The 21,478-nt window shown below is 37.6% G+C and carries 18 protein-coding genes and 1 pseudogene; 6 read left to right on the top strand and 13 right to left on the bottom strand.

What is annotated here, in order from left to right; all coding sequences use genetic code 11:
* Positions 1-23: 23 nt before the first annotated feature.
* From EKM78_RS05690 to EKM78_RS05680, 3 genes and pseudogenes are all read left to right on the top strand, one after another.
* The gene (locus tag EKM78_RS05690; RefSeq protein WP_125770264.1) at positions 24-368 is read left to right on the top strand and encodes a hypothetical protein; all 345 of its coding nucleotides are present in this window, start codon (positions 24-26) and stop codon (positions 366-368) included.
* Positions 369-380: 12 nt separating this feature from the next.
* Positions 381-1,064 (top strand): annotated as a pseudogene (locus EKM78_RS05685) (alpha/beta hydrolase fold domain-containing protein); the annotation flags it as partial.
* Positions 1,065-1,625: 561 nt separating this feature from the next.
* On the top strand, positions 1,626-3,659 hold the full coding sequence (locus tag EKM78_RS05680; protein ID WP_125770260.1) for a hypothetical protein: 2,034 nt from the start codon (positions 1,626-1,628) through the stop codon (positions 3,657-3,659).
* Between the two features lie 1,533 nt (positions 3,660-5,192).
* Here EKM78_RS05680 and EKM78_RS05675 read toward each other — a convergent pair.
* Together EKM78_RS05675 and EKM78_RS05670 are read right to left on the bottom strand one after the other, a co-directional pair.
* On the bottom strand, positions 5,193-5,546 hold the full coding sequence (locus EKM78_RS05675; RefSeq protein ID WP_125770258.1) for a hypothetical protein: 354 nt from the start codon (positions 5,544-5,546) through the stop codon (positions 5,193-5,195).
* A gap of 26 nt (positions 5,547-5,572) precedes the next feature.
* Positions 5,573-5,755: a hypothetical protein gene (locus tag EKM78_RS05670; RefSeq protein WP_125770256.1), complete on the bottom strand. Its 183-nt coding sequence runs from the start codon at positions 5,753-5,755 to the stop codon at positions 5,573-5,575.
* Between the two features lie 229 nt (positions 5,756-5,984).
* Here EKM78_RS05670 and EKM78_RS05665 point away from each other — a divergent pair, with 229 nt between their 5' ends.
* Positions 5,985-6,911, top strand: coding sequence for a hypothetical protein (locus EKM78_RS05665; protein ID WP_125770254.1), 927 nt, complete (start codon positions 5,985-5,987; stop codon positions 6,909-6,911).
* On the opposite strand, the gene EKM78_RS05660 is transcribed toward EKM78_RS05665, so the two are convergent.
* From EKM78_RS05660 to EKM78_RS05645, 4 genes are all read right to left on the bottom strand, one after another.
* Complete coding sequence (locus EKM78_RS05660; protein WP_125770252.1) at positions 6,905-7,756, bottom strand: zinc metalloprotease; 852 nt, start codon at positions 7,754-7,756, stop codon at positions 6,905-6,907. The two genes, EKM78_RS05665 and EKM78_RS05660, sit on opposite strands and share 7 nt — an antisense overlap.
* A gap of 104 nt (positions 7,757-7,860) precedes the next feature.
* A complete protein-coding gene (locus tag EKM78_RS05655) occupies positions 7,861-8,775 on the bottom strand; it encodes a sce7725 family protein (protein ID WP_125770250.1) in 915 nt (304 codons plus the stop codon).
* Entirely contained in the window at positions 8,772-9,488 is a 717-nt protein-coding gene (locus tag EKM78_RS05650) for a hypothetical protein (RefSeq protein WP_125770247.1), read from the bottom strand. Before EKM78_RS05650 ends, EKM78_RS05655 begins: the two co-directional genes overlap by 4 nt.
* On the bottom strand, positions 9,478-11,844 hold the full coding sequence (locus EKM78_RS05645) for an ATP-dependent DNA helicase (RefSeq protein WP_125770245.1): 2,367 nt from the start codon (positions 11,842-11,844) through the stop codon (positions 9,478-9,480). Before EKM78_RS05645 ends, EKM78_RS05650 begins: the two co-directional genes overlap by 11 nt.
* Before the next feature lie 638 nt (positions 11,845-12,482).
* Here EKM78_RS05645 and EKM78_RS05640 point away from each other — a divergent pair.
* Both EKM78_RS05640 and EKM78_RS05635 read left to right on the top strand, forming a co-directional pair.
* Positions 12,483-12,848: a hypothetical protein gene (locus EKM78_RS05640; protein ID WP_125770243.1), complete on the top strand. Its 366-nt coding sequence runs from the start codon at positions 12,483-12,485 to the stop codon at positions 12,846-12,848.
* An 85-nt stretch (positions 12,849-12,933) separates the two neighbouring features.
* Positions 12,934-13,320, top strand: a complete 387-nt coding sequence (locus EKM78_RS05635) for a hypothetical protein (protein ID WP_211334338.1) — start codon at positions 12,934-12,936, stop codon at positions 13,318-13,320.
* Here the strand turns inward: EKM78_RS05635 and EKM78_RS05630 are convergent.
* The 7 genes from EKM78_RS05630 to EKM78_RS05600 form a co-directional block, all read right to left on the bottom strand.
* On the bottom strand, positions 13,317-14,150 hold the full coding sequence (locus EKM78_RS05630; protein WP_125770239.1) for a hypothetical protein: 834 nt from the start codon (positions 14,148-14,150) through the stop codon (positions 13,317-13,319). The genes EKM78_RS05635 and EKM78_RS05630 overlap by 4 nt on opposite strands.
* A 307-nt stretch (positions 14,151-14,457) precedes the next feature.
* Complete coding sequence (locus EKM78_RS05625) at positions 14,458-14,817, bottom strand: DUF1634 domain-containing protein (protein ID WP_125770237.1); 360 nt, start codon at positions 14,815-14,817, stop codon at positions 14,458-14,460.
* On the bottom strand, positions 14,817-15,662 hold the full coding sequence (locus tag EKM78_RS05620) for a sulfite exporter TauE/SafE family protein (protein WP_125770235.1): 846 nt from the start codon (positions 15,660-15,662) through the stop codon (positions 14,817-14,819). The genes EKM78_RS05625 and EKM78_RS05620 overlap by 1 nt, the downstream gene beginning before the upstream one ends.
* On the bottom strand, positions 15,663-16,139 hold the full coding sequence (locus tag EKM78_RS05615; RefSeq protein WP_125770233.1) for a hypothetical protein: 477 nt from the start codon (positions 16,137-16,139) through the stop codon (positions 15,663-15,665). It abuts the gene before it with no gap.
* A gap of 3 nt (positions 16,140-16,142) precedes the next feature.
* Complete coding sequence (locus EKM78_RS05610) at positions 16,143-17,054, bottom strand: alpha/beta hydrolase (protein ID WP_125770231.1); 912 nt, start codon at positions 17,052-17,054, stop codon at positions 16,143-16,145.
* Between the two features lie 9 nt (positions 17,055-17,063).
* Positions 17,064-18,257 carry an MFS transporter gene (locus EKM78_RS05605; RefSeq protein ID WP_125770229.1) on the bottom strand — a complete coding sequence of 398 codons (1,194 nt, stop codon included), beginning with the start codon at positions 18,255-18,257 and terminating at the stop codon, positions 17,064-17,066.
* A gap of 1,114 nt (positions 18,258-19,371) precedes the next feature.
* The gene (locus tag EKM78_RS05600; protein ID WP_425453534.1) at positions 19,372-20,994 is read right to left on the bottom strand and encodes a helix-turn-helix domain-containing protein; all 1,623 of its coding nucleotides are present in this window, start codon (positions 20,992-20,994) and stop codon (positions 19,372-19,374) included.
* Positions 20,995-21,478 lie beyond the last annotated feature (484 nt).

Raw genomic sequence — 21,478 nt, 5'->3', positions numbered from 1 at the left:
TCATGTTCAAGGAGAACAGAAAAATGGCATATAAACAAACTTTAGAAGTCTTAAAAAATAATTGTATCGAAACTTTAAATGATCCTTTAGACAAAATAGTCAAACCCGTTGACGACACGATCAACGGCGGTGAATACAGTCCTTTATTACTACCAAGTTTGGAAAAATTTAAAACAGTCTCGGCTTTAGATGACGACTTGGTCCAATTACGTGCTGGCGGGACCGTTACTTCAGAAGATCTAACGACTACTAATGTAGTAACCGTTGAACGTGATATCGAATATTGGCATAGAAATGTCAAAATGGAACAATACATCCCTGAAAATGCCAATACGAAAAAAGCTTTTATCTACTTCCACGGCGGGTAATTTTACGGTGGACGTCTCGAAGATGTTGCTGACATGCTGAAATACGTCGCTGAACAAAGCGAGACGACTGTTTTTAATATCGACTACAAATTAGCTCCAGAAAATCCTTTCCCTGAAGGTATCCTCGATGGCGTTGCTGTCAGTCTCTACGTTCAACAATGCTTAGGATTTGAAAATGTCATCCTCGGGGGCGATTCCGCTGGAGGAAACGTCAGCATCGCTGTCGACAATCTATTGAATCGTTTAGGCTATCAATCATCTGCTGCTAACATTTTGTTGTACCCCGTAGTAACATTAGCCGACGACAATAACGAAGAACTCTGGGATCTTGCTAGTTACCCTATCGATCAAGCTCAAACAGCTATTAGAAATAACTATCGCAAGTTATTCCATTCCTTAAACGCCATTATGAGAAAGTATTATCTGACTCATGATGAGAACCCCAACATGGATCTGATCTCGCCATTGCATGGTAGAGACAATTTGCACAAAGCTAACACTCTCTTGATCGTCGGCGAGTACGACTTTTTCAGACTGCAAGATGAAGCTTATGCGAAGTTGCTCAACGATAATGAAACAGACGTGAAGTTTTTGCAATATAACGGTATGGCCCACGCATTTGCTCCGATGATCGGTATCTTGCCACAGGCTGACGATGCTTGTCTAGAAATGGCAGACTTCATACGTGAGATTTAAATTATAAAAAAATAAATTGGTTTCTATTTTTAAGTTTATTTTATGTTTGTGAATGCATAATTGGTCTTGTTCAGATGAAGGAGGAACGAATTTATGATTATTTTAAACTCACTACGTGCTGGTATTAGTACTGGTATTCATACAGCTGCTAACGATGTTGCTGCTGTTGGCCAATTGTTTGATAACGTTACTCGTTAGTATTTGATTGACCTTGACTAATTATTCATTTATAAACAACCCCAGGTAGAGCTGTCCTTTTGGACAGTTCTTTTTTTGATGTATGGATGTATGAGAGTTGTGCGGACATAGTTGGATGGAGCTTTGTTCGTTTAGTTAGTTGGATAGAGGTTGTAATTTGGTTGTGCGTTCAATGCCGACTCCTAGCATGATATAAGTGCTTTTGATACTTTATTTGATTTCACTCACTTTCTTATGAATATTTGGTTCAATATATCGAATAAAAATAAATAAATACTGTTTTATACCAAAATTGCCATTCTTTGATTTTAATATGCCGTTTATAATTGATTTCAAATAATCCATTTCTGGGGGGACTGGGTTGTGCTTATTTTTAAAAAAATTATTTCAAACAATTTTATTAAAATAACTTTAGTGATGATTCCTTTTGTGACTTTTTTTGGATTCATTTCTATTACACGTGCAGACAATACCTCTGGTACTGCACCTCAACCTTTTCATACACCGTCTCCGTCTGGATATTCTCTTGGAAGCTGGGTAACAATTTCTGATTTCAAATTGCAGCCTGACAATCATTATTACTCAAAAACAAAACAAACTGTGACTATCAAGACTGAAGTTAACAAAAATGATGTTAGCTCTTTTTTCGGTGGAAAATATCTTTCTGGAGTTAATTACAAATGGTATAAATATGATGGAAAAAAATGGCGTGAGATTAGAAAACCAGGATTATTTGGACTAACTTATTCTACCAATACTAGTAGTTATTCATTTACATCTGATACACCTGGAACATATTACCTACAAGCATTTGCTCAAGTCCTCCCGCCTTTACCATATTTTAATCCACCACTATATTCAAATATGACTGCGGTTACCTTCTCTAATGAAAGCGAAATTACCAATAATTTATCCATCCAACCTCAATCTAATTATTTATTAGTAAATAACGATTTCTTGAAAAAAGGGTATTATCTTAAGGTGACTCCTGACCCTATTACTGCAAATGATTCGCATGATATTCATTGGTCATTTCCTGATGATTCTTCTGGAACCACGATTGATAAAACATCTAATGACCTTATCTCGATTAAAGATAATCAAATTTTTGTTAATCCAAATGCAGGTTCGATTCTTAGCCATAAGCACATTCCTTCACAACTTATCAAAATAAAAGGATCCTTAATTAATGGCCTGGGAAAAGAAATTGATGCCTATACATACGTTACTGTTGGTAATATGCTGACTATCAAAGATAATAAAACTACATTTAGCTCTGGAGAATCTACTGTTCTCACATTAAATGGGGAATATAATGACAAAGATAAAATCCATTGGCACAGAATCAAAAATTCTGAAGACGAAGAAATTAACAATCCCACCAACTCCTTATCCTTAAATTCTCTTACAAAAAAAGACAACAATACAAGATACTATATTGAAATCATCAGTGAGAATCCAGTTGATGAAAACAAACCCTTTAAAGTAAAATCCAATGAAATTCATATCGGTGTAGACAGTAATGATGTCAATAATGATTATGACCACACTATCAGTAGCGTATATGCTGATAATACTCATATAAATAATGCCTTGAATATTGGAAATGCTGAAGTAACCGATCATTTGACCCACACTGTTTCGATTACAAATCGTAATAATGAATTGGATCAAGCACTTTTTCGTAATAATGAGCTTATTTATCCTCTTAGTAAAAATGAAAGAGTTATTGATTCAAATAGTATTAAAATCAATAATTATAATATTCCACTAAAAAATATCACGATTGATGATAAAAATATTGTACATATAAGAAACGTACCTATTGAAAATTATCCAGTCAAAGTTACGATTGATACCCTCGTGACTAAAATTGACGAAAGTTCCTTTGAATATAAACCTTTATTTACTGTATACATTAGTTATGGCGAAAGTTACACCTCTTCCATAGAACCAATGAATTATATTTCTTTTATTGTCGATGGTATTGTACCAATCGCACATAATTTAGAATATGGACAAGTAATTAAAAAAATCACTTCACTAAAGGATCGAATTTCTCCAGATGGTGACAATAATATCGTTGACTTCAATGACAATCGTCGTAAGAAAAATCCTGCAAAATTGGAGTTAGACTTTTCAGATAAATTTCATTATAGTTCTTCAAAAAAATCATCATCTACTAATAGTTTGGAATTACGATATTTTGATCAGGATCAAAATGAACTGGGTATCCTAAATAAAAAAATTGTTGTTGAACAAACTAAACAAGGCGAATCTATAAAACCAGTATCTTGGTTGAGCAATGAGGGTCTTAAGATCTTCATCCGTAACACCAACCTTGACGATGGATCCTATAAATCAAAACTCACTTGGACAACTACTTGGTCCATTTAAACTAACCCTCTTTTACAATTGACTAAACTAAGCGAAAGGCAACCACCATCACCGGTGATTGCTTTTTTCATACCTTCTTCACAAAATGACTACATTATTTTAAGCTGCTCTAAAGCTTCAGACGCAATAATGTATCACATAGAAAGGAGGTTGGTACTTACATGAACAACCTAGCTGATGACTTACATCACACCGTACAGTTAGCTGTACAACCTAAAAATGATCGCATTGTCGATCCACTTATTAAACACTTACAAAGATAATTACTATTAATAAAAACATCAATTTACAATTAAAAATTCAATTAAATAACAAGAAGGTACTTAACATGAAAGATACATACAACAATTTTGAAAAAACTACTTATGAAACTGAGGCGTTCAAATCATTTCCAACTGCTTCAATTGCCTTGATCAAAGAACAAAAGTACTTCAGCAACAAATAATTCGCCCTTAACATTTAGCATTAACTAAATACGGAGATATTTAGATCAAAACAAACTATATAAAGAAGGTATTTAAACTATGAATAATTTTCCAAATCAATTCCACGACGCTCTTAATCAAGCTGTAAAGCCTGCTCCTAATGGTCAAATCCCTTTGGATCACAAATTGCTGCACCCTGGTAAATAGTATCTATTAAAAAACTAAACAATCTAAAACTATATAAAGAAGGTATTTTAACTATGAATAATTTCCCTAATCAATTCCACGACGCTCTTAATCAAGCTGTAAAGCCCGCTCCTAATGGTCAACCACCTTTGGATCACAAGTTACTGCACCCTGGTAAATAAAACTTTTTGAAAAACCAAACAATCTAAAACTATATAAAGAAGGTATTTTAACTATGAATAATTTCCCTAATCAATTCCACGACGCTCTTAATCAAGCTGTAAAGCCCGCTCCTAATGGTCAACCACCTTTGGATCACAAGTTACTGCACCCTGGTAAATAAAACTTTTTGAAAAACCAAACAATCTAAAACTATATAAAGAAGGTATTTTAACTATGAATAATTTCCCTAATCAATTCCACGACGCTCTTAATCAAGCTGTAAATCCTGCTCCTAATGGTCAACCACCTTTGGATCACAAGTTACTGCATCCTGGTAAATAGACTTAACTTTTAGTCGCATTCTCAAACAAAAAGCAAACTAACAATCTATTTTGTCTCCTGAGATGTGCCTGAATTTAGAAAGCCAATCGATTTTCGGTTGGCTTTTTTGCTATAACTCATTTCACTACCAATCATGATGTCGTAGCCTGAGCTTTTAGTAGATTAGAATCTATAAAAATCTGCGATGAAAAATCAATTATCAAAACGATTATTGCTAATATTATCTGAAGCCAATAACGAGATTTGAAAGGTTTCGATGAATCTGACGGTTTGAATGTTTCTTTGGTGAATCCGTGTTCTATGACTATTTGTGTTGGCTTGTTGTTTTTGGGTTGTGAATTGGACATTAGTTATCTCCTTTGGCAAAAAAAATGTCACTGCTATTTGCAATGACAAAATTTAGAATTGATTTTTTAGATTAGCCAGTTTCAGTAGCACTGTAAGTGTTTGGCGAATTAGCGACTCTGCCATCGGACCCACTAGGGTCTGCTAATCCATCTTTATTTAAATGTGGACGGTCATCGTTATCGGAACTATCATCAGAGCTATCAGATTCGTCAGAATCATTTGACGAATCCATAGTAGGGTCATGTTGTTGGTTCGAACTGTTGGATTCGGATTTTGCATCTGAGTCTTTAGTGGATCCTGTTTGTTCCGTTTTTTCAGAACTTGTTACATCAGATTTGTTTTGGTTGTGAATACTTATCGCCATCATTAATACTGCTATTGTTGCTACTATGCCCACAATTATCGTTACTGTTTTACTTTTCATATTTTATTTCTCTCCCCCTTGAATTATTATTTTCTTGCTATTTGGTTTTTATTTCGTTCAAAAAAATGTTCTGTATGGACTTCATTTCCAGATTGAGATCTTTGAATGAAGACACTTCCCATTTCTAGAAGAAATACCAACAGCAATAAAAATATGATGCTGACCGTTATTGTTTTCCAAACTGATTTTTTCTTCTTGACCTGTTCCATTTTTAATCCCCCTATGATAAACATTTCTATGCTGTGTTGCATTTGACAAATCCATGATACGTATAAAAATACTAATATATCAATCCACAATTGTGTTGCTTTTGGGTTTTGGCGTTATAACGGCAAAAAGGACACCACTCAAATCTGAATGATGTTCTTCATATTTTTCCGTTTTAACTTTTGAAAAATAAGTATATAATTTTATTTGTAATATCATGGGGGATTAAAAATGAGAAGACGGAAATTGTTTTTTGGATTATCAGGTTTATTGATCGTTGTTGTGGCTTTTTCAGCTTATTTTGCGTTTCAGAGTTATTCGAATACTGATATCGATCATGAGGCTAAGGTCACTACTAGTGAAACAGGCAGTGCTAAAGCTACGACGAAGAGTCATAAGAAGAAAACTACTGACAAACCGTTTTATTTACAAAATACCGACAATCCAGATCGATTTTTAGCAATCAATCCGAAAGAGACTAAGGGTATTTTCCGTTATCGAGCTCAAGCTAATGGTGATATTTATCCTGAGTATGAATACTTTAACGGACAAACATCTAAAAATTCTGACAACCTGACGGTCACTCCAAAAAATACGTCTAACCAGTCCGCTTCTTTTTCTTTTGTTAAGCAGAAGAATGGTCAATATAAAGATGAGAAGACTGGAGAAAATTATAAGCCTGTTGACGTTGAGGAGAATGGATCAAACAATAAATCATCTAAGAAAGTAGATCCTGACTGGTATAGAAAATATCTAAAAAATAGCTTATCTTCTTATTCGAATCCTTCTAAAGATAACTACTCTAAAAGACCCTATAATAAGGATACTCACCAACCAATTTATTTAAAAAATGGTGACTATTATGATATAAATGAGAACTTCTTTTATGGTGATAAACCAATGAATGTTACATTCAAGCAAGTTTATGATGATTATAAAAACTATCTCTATTACTTTGAAGAATCACCTAGTTACAATCGAGTAATGTATTACAAAAATAATGATATAGAGGTAGTTAGTGATGATGAAATTAAAGAAAATATTGAGTGGAACAAAGCACATAATAAGTCATTCGGTCCTGTAAATGACATCAATGATGCTAGTTTCGTGAAACCTTACTTTAGAGACAGTAATAATAATAAAGTTTATGTTCAGTAAAGATCTGGACGTCCGATTGCATGGCCAATTTCGTGCAATACTGCATGGACAAGTTTTGGATTATCCTGAGAAAGCTGCTCCAATTGCGATGACAATACTATCTCACCTTGTACTAATGTCTGTTTATAAACTTTCGTTGGATGAAATAATGCTAAATATCCTTCCTCCAACTGAACCGAATTATTATTTGAGATAGTATTTGTATCCGTCACAATCAGACGGGCATTCTTTGGTGAATCTACCAACATGAAATGGAATCTATCATCTTTTTGCCATTGTTCAAAAGCTAAGCTTAAGGCATGTTTTACTTTGGGATCATGAGTTGCATTGTAAACCGTATAATCAGATGGCTTTAGAATACTGTTAAATCCTGCAAATTCGACAAAACTTACTCCATCCGTATCGAGTTCAGATTTGCGAATGCTGTTTTTTGAACTAAATGCTTTAATTAAAAAATTCTTTAATTGATCAGTTCTGTCTTTGATTGTTACCGTCGTTGCAAGACGTTGCTTGTTTAAATAACTTTCCATAACTTGATTAAAAGTCATTGTTATTGATGACTTATTACCGATATGTGCATTGTAAAACTCCGGATCGATTTCATTAAAAGGAACATCGGGATTGTCCATCCATTTCTGAAAATAAGCATTTCCGATTTGTGATCGTTCAGTGTCTTCTTTGTTAGCAACCGCTGGATATTTCAAAAAATACTTATCTGGTATTTCGATTTGATCGCCTTCATCATCTGTCACGACGTAGGCTTTTGAAACGCCGCTTGGACTTGTTGCCAATACACCGACAATTGCTAGTACCGTTATCAACAGGTTTCTTTTTAGTCTCTCCATCAGTTTTTCCCCCGCTTAATAAATATACTTATATGATAACAAAAATTTTTTTACCTAAACGAAAAAACAGGTCAGTTTTGATTTTTTATCATTGCTGACCTGTTTTATTTATTTACTTCCAACAATCGTGACATCAATTGAAAATGATGGCGGAGTGAGAGCTTTTTTACGATTCCTAAACCTGGGAACTTGGTCTGATCGGCGTACTCGATCAATTGCTCTAAAGCAGTGGTTCGATTTAGTCCGTGGATGTTTTCTAGTGCCCAGTTGGATAGCTTTTTGATGGCTTCGAAGAATTTTTCTTTTTGCCCTCGCATGGATTCGTTGCTGTCGGAGACGAATTGGTGGATCCTTAGTGTTCCGTCTTCTGTGACGTAGATGACGTGCAGGGCGATGGCACGAGACGGCATTCCTTTGTCGAAATAGTGGCTGCCGACCATGGAGAAGTCGCCGAATCCGTGATAATTGTCGATTTGTTGGTACCAATTTGCTGATTGGAAAAATTCGTCGTCGATTATTGCGTAATCTTCTACATGAGGGACGAATGTTAGTGGATCTGTTAGAGTTATTGCTTTGTTTTTGACTAATTGGTGGAGTCTGGCTTCTTCTGGGATCAATACTCCACTTACTTTTTTTAACAGGTCGGTGTCTTGGTAAGCTTTTAATAGCTGGTAGTTACGGGCTACTAGGAGGCTATTGTTGTTATCGCTTTGAATAAAGTCGCTGCTAAAGTCTGGGGCCAAGATCGCTGCTGGATGGAAAAAAACTAACTTACTCAAATCTGGCAGTGGGTGGAGCTTGGTATCGTTTAGTCCATAGACGCTGACTTGAGGATTGGCGATGATGCTGAAAGGTTGTTCGTGGTCGACCAATGTTTGGACGGTATCTAACAGCTCTTTGGAATCTCTGACTGGCTCAATGATCGGAACGATATTTTCTCCTAGTTCGTTTGCCAAACAGGCTTCTTTTAAAGCTAACAAGTCATACATCCGACCCCTTAAATATGGATAGTAGGTCATATTTTACCCTCCAAATTTGGATGATCGAGTTGCTCTAACCTTAGTTTCAATTCCTGATACTCAGCGTTTCTTGCATCTAGCTCTTCTTGTAACGCCGTCACAGCATCATTTTGCATATCATCGATAAAGCGGTCATAGATATTGTGATCTGGATGATAGATGTCGTAGCCTTTTTTTGCTCTTTTTTTCAGCTCTTTATATAGTTTATCATCTGGATATAGCTGCAAGCCCTTTTCCACGCGCTTAGCCTTGTCGACTTCCCGAAATAGCGAAGCGACGAAGTGACTAGTCAGCTTTTTTTCGTTGACTTGTAGTTCTTGATACTGAGCTTTCTTGGCTACGGTCAGAAATCCTGGTGCCCGCAAGGTTTGATCTGCTTGCTCTAGAGCTTCTTTGTCAAATTCACGATAGATCAAAACGCCAATGTGCGTGGGGATCTCATCTTTGACTTCTTCGTACAATTGTTGTGGCAGGACGAAGTAGTTGTAATTTCCGATAAAGGACAATTTGGCCTTGGAGTGGAAGTCATTTTTGGTGACTTTTAATTCGTAACAACGCCATTCGATCGAGCCGTCTGGTAATTGCTGGTAACTTAAAGTGTCCACGATCCCTTTTTTGTCAGGCATCGATACTTCTTCGACCACGTAAGCTGACTGTTCGTAGCAATATTGATATAAGGTGGATTCGAGATTTTTTGTCAGTTTAGTCTTCATTAGATTGTCCTTTCCAAAAATCATTGATATCGGCCGTTAATTTTTTTAAAGTGCTGACTCTTTGGTAATTGTGCCAGTGTGGTGGAAATAGTTGGGTATATCTTTGACTGGCGAAACGTTGATCGAGTAAGAGGATGATGCCGACGTCACTGCTGCTTCTGATGAGTCTGCCGGCGGCTTGGAGGACGTTGTTCATGCCTGGTAGTTGGTAGGCGTAGGCAAATCCCTGGCCGTTTTCTTGGTCGTAATAGTCTTTGATCAAATTGTTTTCGGGACTCAAGCCTGGCAGTCCAACGCTTATTATCGCTACTCCGATCAAACGTGTTCCTCGAAGGTCGATCCCTTCAGAGAAGATGCCACCTAAGACGCAAAAACCAACCAGAGTTTCTTCTGGGTCCTCTTCAAATTGATCCAAAAAATCCTGTCGAGCAAATGCGTCCATCCCGGTAGTCTGTTCAGTCGTCTGGATATCGGGACATCTCTTCTCAAAAGCATCCTTGATTTGTCGCAAATACCCGTATGATGGGAAGAAAAACAAGTAGTTCCCCTTTTTGGCGCTAACCAAAGCTTTTAAACTTTCAACGATATTATTTTCATTGGCTGATCTTTGATAGTAGGTCGTTTGCACATACTGCGTGACTAAGATTTCTTGGTGTTGCGCTGGAAATGGCGATGGCAATTGATAGGCTAAACTGTTTTCCTTACCACCTAAGACGTCACGATAATAGTCCATCGGCGAGAGCGTCGCTGAAAACATGACGGCACCCAGACCAAGCTTGAGCGACTGATCAAGGAAAAAACTAGGATCAAGGCAGATCTGCTTAACGGAAATATTACCACCATCCAAGACGATCCGTGTTTTATACGTATCATCGTAATAGCCACTGATCTTCAAAAATTGCAGACACTGGAAAAAGTAGTCGCGAGTGTCATCAACGAAATCAGAGGGCTCTCGATCTTTGAGCCAGTCAGTGATGAATTCGTTGAACTTGTTGAGTGCCTTGACTAGATTGTCGGGAATATCAGCCGTCACTAGTTCATCTTTTTTCAAAAGATCTAGGGTGAACTTTACATCTTCAAAAGCTTTCTGTAATTTTTTTAGCTGATTTTGATATTTCTTAGTTGAATTCTTCTGCTTCTGAGCTTCCTTGATCAACTCAGGTATCGCCACATTAGTGACCTCAGCGGAATACATGTCCCGTGCCCGACTGACTAGGTTGTGGACCTCATCAACGAGAAAGAAATTGTCATTATCCTTCTCGGTGAAAAATCTCTGCAAATATACCAAGGGATCGAACAAATAATTGTAGTCACAAATGATGACATCACAAAAAAGCGACGTATCTAGTGAAAACTCGAAAGGATCGACGGTATGCTTTTTGGCATATTTTTCTATAACGCTACGGGTGATGCTATCTTCATGGATCAAAATGTCCTTCAAGGCTGGCTTTAATCGGTCATAATATCCCACCATGTAGGGATTTTTCTCCGGCAACAAGTCTTTTTCTTCCGGAAATCTGATCTGATCTTTCGCTGTCAGAGTGATACTCTTCAACCTCAAACCGTGCTCACTCATCAGATCGATCGTTTCTTCAGCCACGTGGCGAGTGCTCTGTTTTGCGGTCAAATAAAACAGACGCTGGATCTTGTTTTCGCCCATCGCCTTGATAGCAGGAAACATCGTCGAGATCGTCTTCCCTGTTCCCGTCGGCGCTTCGATGAAAAGCCGTTTTTCCAAACAGATCGTTTTATAGACCGCAGCAGCCATTTCATGTTGCCCCGTCCGAAATTTTTCAAAGGGAAATTTCATCGGTACGATCGATTCATTACGAGTCTTACGCATATCTGAACGCAGTTTGAGCCAAAATTCATACTCATTGATCAGTTTTTCAAAAAAGTCAGCCAGCTCATCACGACCGAAAGTTTCTTCATCAACGGTAGTCTTATCTTCAGAGACTTGATAATAAGTCAGCTGCAAAGTCACTTCATCTAGTTCCGGATGCTCTTCCAAGATCAGGTGGCCGTAAACCTTCACCTGACCCCAATAAAGCTCGCGAGTATTATCAGTCAGTTCTTCATACTTTTGGTCAGACGTCTTGATCTCCTCGATCAAAATATGGTCATCACAGATCTCAATACCATCAGCCCGACCAGAAAGCACGTAATCTTCTCCGTTCATCGATACAACTTTTTTCAGATAAACCTCACTTTCATAATCGTCACTACGCTCTTTTTGAAGCTGCCGATGGATCCGAGCACCGATCATGGCAGTATTCTGACTGTCCTTAGACTCATTCAAGTCCCCGCTACGCAAAACAAACTCGACCAACTGCCGAATCCCGATCCGAGTCGCCATAAGCAACCTCCCTTTCTGAATATCTCAAGTAACATTGTAAAACATACGTTCGATTTTGTCTTCAAAAAAAGAGAGCGGAGAAAGCGAGGTCTGCCACCGGAGCACAAGGTGCTGCGAAGCAGTGCCGCGACCACCTGTGTTAACCGGAGACCGCTGTGCCTCGGAGCTCGTTTCCACTATAAAACTGGCAACGTTTGGTAACAAAACAAGGGCAGTTTGGTATAACACAAAAACAAAGATCATTTATACGGAGTACAATGGTTAACAAAAACAGCTAGTATACAATGTCAACTCAAAACTGGGTTATCCCGTATCTGCTGAACGACTGATAGAATCGAACGAAGAGATGACACCGACGACGAGTAAAAATCAAAAGGCCACATATCAATTGATGATATACATCAATTAGATATGCGGTCTTTTTGTGTTATCTTCCGAATTTACTCTCACAAGATATATAATAATATTAATATTCAACAATCAATTAAAGAACCATTAAAAGCACCACCCGGGGGGAATTTCATGAAAAACATCGTCGTTTACTCATAGTACTAGGGGGATTCATCATCATTGCACTTATTGCTAGCTATTTCTCGTTCAAGAGCTATACCAACATTGGCGTCAATGATAATTCAGAAGTGACAACTTCAAACAACAAACCTGCTAAAAAACACAACAAGAAGCAAGCTAACAACTCTCAAAAGACCAACGATAACAGTATTTTTTTACAAAGCTCTGACAATCCTGATCGGATAATTGCCATCAATCCTTACGGATCAAAAGGCGTCTACCAATATCGTCAGCAAGCTAACGGTGATATTTATCCTGAGTATAAATACTTCAACGGCTCCACAAAAAAAGCTGGCAAGAATTTACATGTCATTCCCACCAGCAATGCAACTAAAAACAATTCCATGAGTTTTACAAAGAACGACAAGGGTGTTTATGTGGATAATAAATCTGGCCAAACATATAATTACTATCACATCAAATCAGAACAATAAGAAGCCTAATCCAGTTGCGCCCATGGTTAGCGACATGTATCTAGATGATGACGGAAAGTTATGGGGTGCAGATTCATTTTCTGAATTGAATCACAAAATACTTGATAAGGCTTCAGATCCTGAATTAAACGAAAAAACTGATAGTTCTGCATTACGGCACTCACCTGCTCATTACTACATTCCATTAGCCAATGGTAAATATTTCGATATGGCTACTCTAAATATTTATGGAGGCAATACAAACAAAGTCGATCCTCAAGAAGTGCTACAAGTATACAATGACCCTAAAACATATGCTGTTCCCAACTATCAAGAAAAAGTTAGAGATAGTATGATGTCCTACACACAAAACGGACAAACTCATGTTTCTCAAGCTGAAATCGACGAAAATGTTGCTTGGACTGACACTAGCAATGATATTAAAAACGACATGGTATCTTATTTACAAAATGGGCAATCCCACATTTTTTAAAATGTATCAACATCTGGTCTACCAATAGCATGTCCTAATTCATGAATAACTGTATGGATTAATTGAGGATCATCTGCATCAAGAGCTTCAATATCAGGTGAGACCACAATCAATCCTTGGACCAAGACGTTGTCATACACGATTGTTGGAACATACAAGGCTGACATGTACTTTTCAAAATATTTACTTTCCAAGCCAACTTGATCACTACCACCAACAATAACTCTAGCATCTACGTCACTATTGACCATACGGAAGTGAAATCTTTTATCCTTTTCCCACTCTTTAAAGCCCAATTCCAAAGCATGAGTGATTTTACTATTACCAGTCCCATTAAAAACAGTAATATCAGATGGCGTCAACATAGCGTTATAGCCACGATTGCCTGACAACTTAACCCCTTCAGTATCCAACCCACCGTGAGAAATGGTCTCCATAGAATCTGCATAATTCGAATAAGTAATGCGATACACTTCTCGAGTTTCTGCCTTCGTGAATCCTTTATATGGCGAATATCTTTTATCAACAAATTCATTAAATGAACCCATAGCTGCATATTCAGGATGTGCGGCTGCCTCCTCGGGATATAGTTCAGTAAATGTCTTATCAGGATTATTGACCCAATTATTCATCAAATCATTAACCCGTCTAGCTTCTTTCATAGATTTATTGTAACTATCTAGATTTGTAAAGTACTTATCAGCCAGTTCTACCCGATCACCAGCAGTAGAAGTAATGAAACGCGCTTGAACATCAGTATCAGAGGCTAGAAATTGAACTATCCCTATTAAAAAAACGATGCTGAAAATAGCTTTTAAAAATTTCCCCATAACAGTCCCCTTAATTTGATTAATATATTTATATGATAACAAATATATTGTGAATGGAAAAAATTTGTTGATGAAATAGATGAGGAAGTGTTTGGATAGATTCAGTCGGAACTTTGTCCTGCCCTATCATTCACATGTCTATCTCAAGTTTATTCAAATTAAGTAAAATCAAAATCAAGGGAGAATTGTGGCATTATCCCCGGGCGCCGGAATCGGCAGTGAACAACCACTCCAAACTACCACATCTATCCCATCAAACAAATATCAACCAAACAAAAAAGCCTCCAAGCAATAAGCTCAGAAGCCACTAGCCATGATATCCAAACACCATAGCAAATATCAAAATAACCAAAACAGCAGTAGTAATGTAAACATACAAAACGTCCCGCTCTTTAGCAAAAGCGTAAATAGAAACGACGACCCGCAACACCGGCGTCAAGATCAACAAGAAAATACCCAGCATAATCACAGCATACGACTTACCCTGAGCGACACCTTGAAACATCACGCCAAACCGTTGTGGCCATTGCCCATCAGCATAGCCCGATCCGCCGTTAACAAAATAAAGGACAATACCTAAAATGATAACGATCGCGGACACAACTACACCGATCCGTAAAATTTTTCCAATAATGAGCTCAACGTCACGCATTTCTTCTTTTTTCATTAAAAGCTCACCCCAAATCCTTTAAGAACCATTTGCAATCCCATATATAAAATAATAGGAACGAAAATCATTCTGATAACTTTTGGTCTGAGTACTTGCATCAATCTGGCACCAATTGTGGCACCTGCTAACACACCGATCGCCAAGGGTCCCGCAATATCTGGCCTGATCGAGCCGTTAAAAAAGTAGACGGTCGCACTGGCGGCGGCTGTTACACCCATCATCAAGTTGGATGTGGCACTTGATGGTTTCAATGGCATCTTCATGATCGTATCCATGGCGATAACTTTGAAAGCACCACTACCGATACCGAGCAGACCACTGGCCAAACCAGCGGCCCACATCATGATGAATCCACCAGGGACATTTTTCATCGAGTAGTCAACTTGCTTTTTTTCAGCCCTATCGTAGTAACTGTCAGCTAAACGTAACTTCTCAACTGTCTTATCGCTACCGGTGAAGACTGTTTCGCCTTTTTTACTCATGAGTTTTCTGATCATATTGTAAGTTGAATACAGTAGGAAAAAGCCGAACAAGACGTATAAGAAGGTACTGGAGAACAGCCCAACTAACAGCGCTCCCATAATGGCACCGACTGTGGTGGCAATTTCCAAGAACATCGCTACTCGCAGGTTCAACATATCGTCCTTTAAGTAGGCAATGGTAGCACCAGAACTAGTTGCGATAACGGAGATGATACTAGCTCCGATCGCATATTTGATATCTAATCCCATCATTATGGTCAAAATCGGCGTGATGATCATTCCCCCACCGATTCCAAGAATCGCCCCTAAAACACCGGCAAATAGACCAATAACGACGAATAACAGCATCGCAGTATCCATTTACTTAGCCTCTTTTTCTGCTTCATCTTTCTTATTAAAATTTTCGAGTGAAGTTTCATAATTTCCACGCATGATCGAGATAGCATTTTTAGCTTGTGCTTCAGTGACATCCCCATCTGAGATCAAATCAATATGAAATTTTGAAGCGTTTAAATAGTCGCAACGAGTTGATAAGTAGACCTTCGTATCGACTTCTTGATTATCTTCGAAGAAGTGGATCACCTTTTTAGCATCGTCAAATGGCAAGTTGATAATATCCGATTCCAAGTAAAAATCAATTGGGAATTCGGCATCGACCACGTGGATCATCACTTGCGACAGTTGACCGTTAGCAAGATCTTTCTTGATCTGCTCACTAGCTTGATTGATCGACCAAAGGTCTTCTTGCAACAAGTCGTCTTTACTAATATCAAGACTAGTTTGCTTAAAATCGCCGTTTTCGATCCGGTCTTTGAACTCGTTCATAATAATTTTCATAGTTTACTCCTCAAGATACTTTTGTAAAAAATTTTCGACAGTTTGCCGATAGTTAGCTGAGTCAACGTAGTAACTGCGAATATGTTGCCCATTATCGCACGAATACATCGTTTTAGGAAAATCACCCACGCTAGCTAGTTGATCCCTCATAAAGTAAGGAACGGCAGTATCTAATTTTCCATGCATAAATAAAATTGGCAAATGGCATTTTTGTAGAGCTTTAGTACAGTCTGCTTGGCCATAAAAGAAGCCTGAACGGACTTTTGAAACGATCGAGATAAGTTTCAAGAGGAACCGTCCTGAGACCTTGTAGCGACTCTTAAAGTGGTAGTTAACCACATCGAGCATACTAGTATAGCCAGAATCCTCGATCACGCCCTTAACATTTGCCGGCAAAGCATTTCCAGCTGTCATCATGACCGTCGCTGCTCCCATCGAAGCTCCAAATAAAATGATCTTTTCATCGGGACGCTGTCTTAACAGCTCATTGATCCAAGCGATAGTATCGATGCTCTCCAAATAACCAAAGCCTTGATACTTCCCTTCACTCTTCCCGGCAGCCTGATTGTCGACCTGCAAAACATTGTAGCCCATCTGGTTAAAAAGCTGAGCGTGAATATCGAGCGAGGTATGGTCGACCGCAAAACCGTGAATAATCAAAACTGTCGTATTTGACGGCTTTTCTGCTTTAACAAACCATCCATATAATTTATTCCTATTTGAAATAATTGTCCACTCGTCGCGTGGCAATTGCAGGTATTTTTCAGTAGCCTCATCTAATCCTTCATCACGTGGTACGAATGGAGCATCAGATCCTAAAGCATTGCTATTCCTCTTTTGAAGGTACAAAAAAAGGGCGTTCAAAATTAGAACGATCGCCAGCAATACTACAATAATGATAATAGCTATTGTCATAAATCAACCTCATTTTTCTAATTCTTTGACACCCTTTAATGATAACGCAACGAGTATCATCGTTGCGGTAATACCGTAAAATAAATCGGCAAAAGATAGCGCAGTAACGATCAAGCTTCCGGCGTATGGCCCGACAGCTCGACCAAGTGAACCCATGATCGTATACAAACTTTGCAAGTTTCCTCTATTTTTACTAGTTGACATCTTATTCAACAAAGCTGGAATAGTTGGAAAGACCATCGATTCACCAATCGTCAAAACCAGCATACTAACAATGTACATCCAGTACTGCTTAGCTCCTGGCAAGAGTAAAAATGATAGACCCATGATCGTGATCCCGACCACGATTTGATTTTTTAACAGTTTAAAGATCTTGGACATGATCCGATTCATAATTGGTTGGATCAACAACAAGGAAGCAGCATTGATCGTGAAGACGATACTGTATTCCTTTTTAGAAAAGCCGTGGCCCAACATGTAGAGCGACATATTGCTATCCCATTGCGTATAACCCATCCACATGATAAAAACGCCCAGACTCAAAATAATCAAGTTCATCCGGAAACGCTTCTGACCAATAGAAAGCTTTGGATCAACCTCTTCATCGTCAATCACGTACTCATGTGTTTTTTCAGCAGAATCATTAGTCTGATCTAAAACACCAGCCTTGAAAAAGACAATCAACAAGCAAGCGATAAAGAAAATAACCGGAATAAAGAAAGTAAAGAAAATACTCCATTCAAAAATAAAACCAACAGCAGTAGATCCAATGGCAATACCTAAATTAGCCGCCAAGTACATATTATTGAACAAAACCCGACTATCGCCAACAGTCTCCTCAGCAACAAAAGCCGTATAACCGTTAATAGCCGTATAAGAAATCCCCATACCAAAACCAAGCATAACAAGCATGAACAAATAACTAGGCCAAACATGATGGAAAGTCATCCCAAGCAAAGAAACAACCGCAATAATATACCCAATCTGCAAAGTCCAACGCTTCGAATAACGGTCAAACAAAATCCCCCCAAGATAATTACCGATCATCATCAAGGCAGAATAAACCATCAAAGAAAACCCAGCCATATTCTGAGTCTGGTGCAAATTTTGTTTAATAAAAATCATATTAACAGGCAAAATAAAGCCCATAACCATATTAAAAGTAGCATTAAGAGTCAATAACCATAATTTTTGTGATCGCATATCTTAACCCCCATTCACAAAAAATAGAAAGTGGCGAAAGGCAGCACCTCTCGAAACTAGTTTAAAAAACAGCACAGAAAAACACAGCCAACCGATAAAAATATAGAAACCAACAGAACAAAAGAACCAACTGACAGTTTCTAAATCAGATAACACTAAGTCTAGAGCGCATTTCTGCAGTAAAGCAGACAACATTTGGCAATAAAACGCTAAAATTAAGAAACAATGCATTGAAAATAAAGGAACAATCAAATCGCCAAATCATCAACTTAAAAATCATTTGGATAAACCAGCGTCAACACCCAGCGAAAAAATTTCCGAAAAACAGAACCCCATCCAATTATTTTATAAAAGTTTAAATATAATAACCATCAATATTTAACTAAAAATCAAACATCAAATATAACGCCACTCCCACTATAAATCAAACCAAACGAACCAACAAATTCCAACCCTTTTCCAAAAAATAATAAAAATTCCCAAAAAATCACAAATAAAAATAAGAACAAGAGCAAGGCGAAGGTGCGAGAAACGAGCACATGAGCCAGAAATAAATAAATAGAGAAAAGAATCAACATCAGCTCAAGGCAAGAGTGCGAGGAACAAGCACGCGAGCAAGAAGTTAAAACAAGAGAAGAAAAAATATATCAACACTTATCCAACCAACAAGCAAAGAAAGCTCACAACAGCAATGTAAGTCAGGAAACAAAATGAGCGGAGCAAAGTCCCGCGAACCGAAAAAAGAGTCAGTAATTCAAATAGAAAATATAACGTAATAGGAATAGGAAGCCCCTACTCCCACCAGAATAGATAAAACCTGAGATAGACATGTGAGAAATAGGACGCGCAAAACGTGCCCCAAGCAAAACTCCTCTGTCCGCCATAGCTCTAAAACATTTTTGAACATCAAAAAAGCCATGGTAATTAAACCATGGCTTTCAGTGGTAGTACTCATAAGAGCAATCAGCTAAGTCGGTTCACACAACCGCTGAAGATATCGCTCACAAATTCCGGTGAGTAATGCAAGATATCCTACCTCAAGTGACGTCATAAATCGACGTCTCTCGACTCATCGCATAACAAATATACTAGTCTATTTCGAAAAAAACTTCAACTAAATAGTCTTAGTTCCGCCAACCTTTTCATCAGTCCAAATCTTATAGATCAGGTTAAGCAAACCACCCATCTGTCCATCAACACCGTTATACATCCAACGATAAATGCAGACATCGTCCTTAACTTCATCTTCAGGAAGGTCCGAACTATTGGCCGTTACAACGATATCAGCATCCTTAGAATCACTGACAATTTGAACATATGGCAAAGCTTCCAAAGTAATTGCCAAGTCAGAATAAACTAAGAAGAATGATTCAAGTTCAAGATATACACGTACTTGAATATTCTCATTATAAAGTGAGAAGAAACGATAAGCGATCGCATATAGAGCATCAGAAATAAGCTTAGACTTACCCTTCAATGAACTGTACTTATCACGTCTCATCAAGTGTTGAACCGTCGAACTGACCTTAGTCTTCAAGTTCTCATCCGTCAAATTACTCATAGCATCCCCAAAGCCTGAGAACAAGTTCAACATTTCAATAAAGTTTTGATCCAAAGCTAAAACACCGATGATACAAGTAGTCAAATTATACTTATAACGCATGAATTCCTTGTGTGACAATGCAAAATCAGACACAGTCTGTTCAACATCATATGGGATCAAGTCCAAGAAATCATCAATGAAATTAGCAAAAAGTGGATTGTACTTAACTAATTGTCTTGATACTGTTTGTAAATATTCCTCAGAAACTTCAAATGTCGTTGGAACACACATTAGTAAAATATAGAAGTCAGCTGATTGGAACATTTGCTCTTCATAACTGATCGAATCAATGGCACGTTTCAATTCTTTAACATCATGTGAGCCATTGTTTGAAGCTTCAAACAATGAAGTCGTTCCTTCAAAAATATTAGGGAACGGATAATTAATAACGCTAAGTGCTTCGATGTTTTGCATATGGTTACCGCCCAGAATACGGTAAGAATGTGCCATAACAACGTAAGCATAAAAAAGCTTCGAAATATTATTGATTGGTTGTAGACGATATTTTTCCAGAGCAATATCGACAACTCTAAATGCGGTCTTTTGTGAGAATAATTCAAATGGCCAAACGAAACCACGTGTAGCATTCCAATACAATGCTGCGATAGCCAAACGAATGGATTCTTCATTACCGACAAAACGCATTGGTTCATAAGCGATCCGAACTCCGAAACGCTTCAAATAACTTCTAACAGGCTTTAAATGTCTCAAAACAGTTGCTTTACTACTATTAAGGTCAGTATAGAACTGCTTAAATGAGCTTTCTTTTCCTTTAACAATTGCATCTAAGAAACGATATCCATCTGACTTTGTTGTCAAAAATGCGTGGTAACCGTCCCTCGATACGGCAAACATTTCTTCAATTTCATAGTCATCTTTATGTAGGATCTCTCTAAAATCATCTTGAATACCTAAATAAGTATTGTAGACACTTCCGTAACTTTTGTTCATTTGATATGCAGCTTTACGCAAGTTGATATCTTTCACAGTTATGTGCCGATTACGATAAGTACCGATTAAATCAGCGCTAGCTAACTGGTTCGTGCGAATTAATTTTATTTTATTGAATAACTGAATCTTTTCTACCTCAGATTTAGACAAGAATAAATCAGTAAAACTATCCAATAGTATCACCTCCCGAGTCATATAGATTATATCACGGTATTATTTTTTTACTAAATTGGTGTTAAAAAAAATCATATTTAAATAATCTCAGGTACAATAAACGACTCTATTTTTCATTGCTTTTTCACAATTATACATCTTAAAAACAGCATGGTATAGCCATTTACATCTTTTTACAGAAAAGTGTCAACAACGACTTATTTTAAATTAAAATAAATATTACATTTTAATGACAAAAAAATAACCGCCCTTTCGGACGGCTATTTTCGTTTGGCTCATAACATTTCGCATATAATCGTTGATTTTGATAACTTGTATGCGACTTAATGTGTTTTCTCGGTATCAATTTTTTGTTATTGGATCATTTTAGGGATCAGATACTTTGTATCCGCTGGGTTTGAATCTAGGCTGGCTTCCACCCCAGTTACTAAATTCAATCCTTAAACATGATCATAACTTGCGTGGTTTTCTTCCACATATCCGATGAATCAGT

The sequence above is a fragment of the Companilactobacillus furfuricola genome, from assembly GCF_003946325.1.
In the GTDB taxonomy this organism is placed as follows: Bacteria; Bacillota; Bacilli; order Lactobacillales; family Lactobacillaceae; genus Companilactobacillus; species Companilactobacillus furfuricola.
Note: the sequence above shows the minus strand (reverse complement) of the source record. Positions and strands in the feature narration are given on the sequence as shown.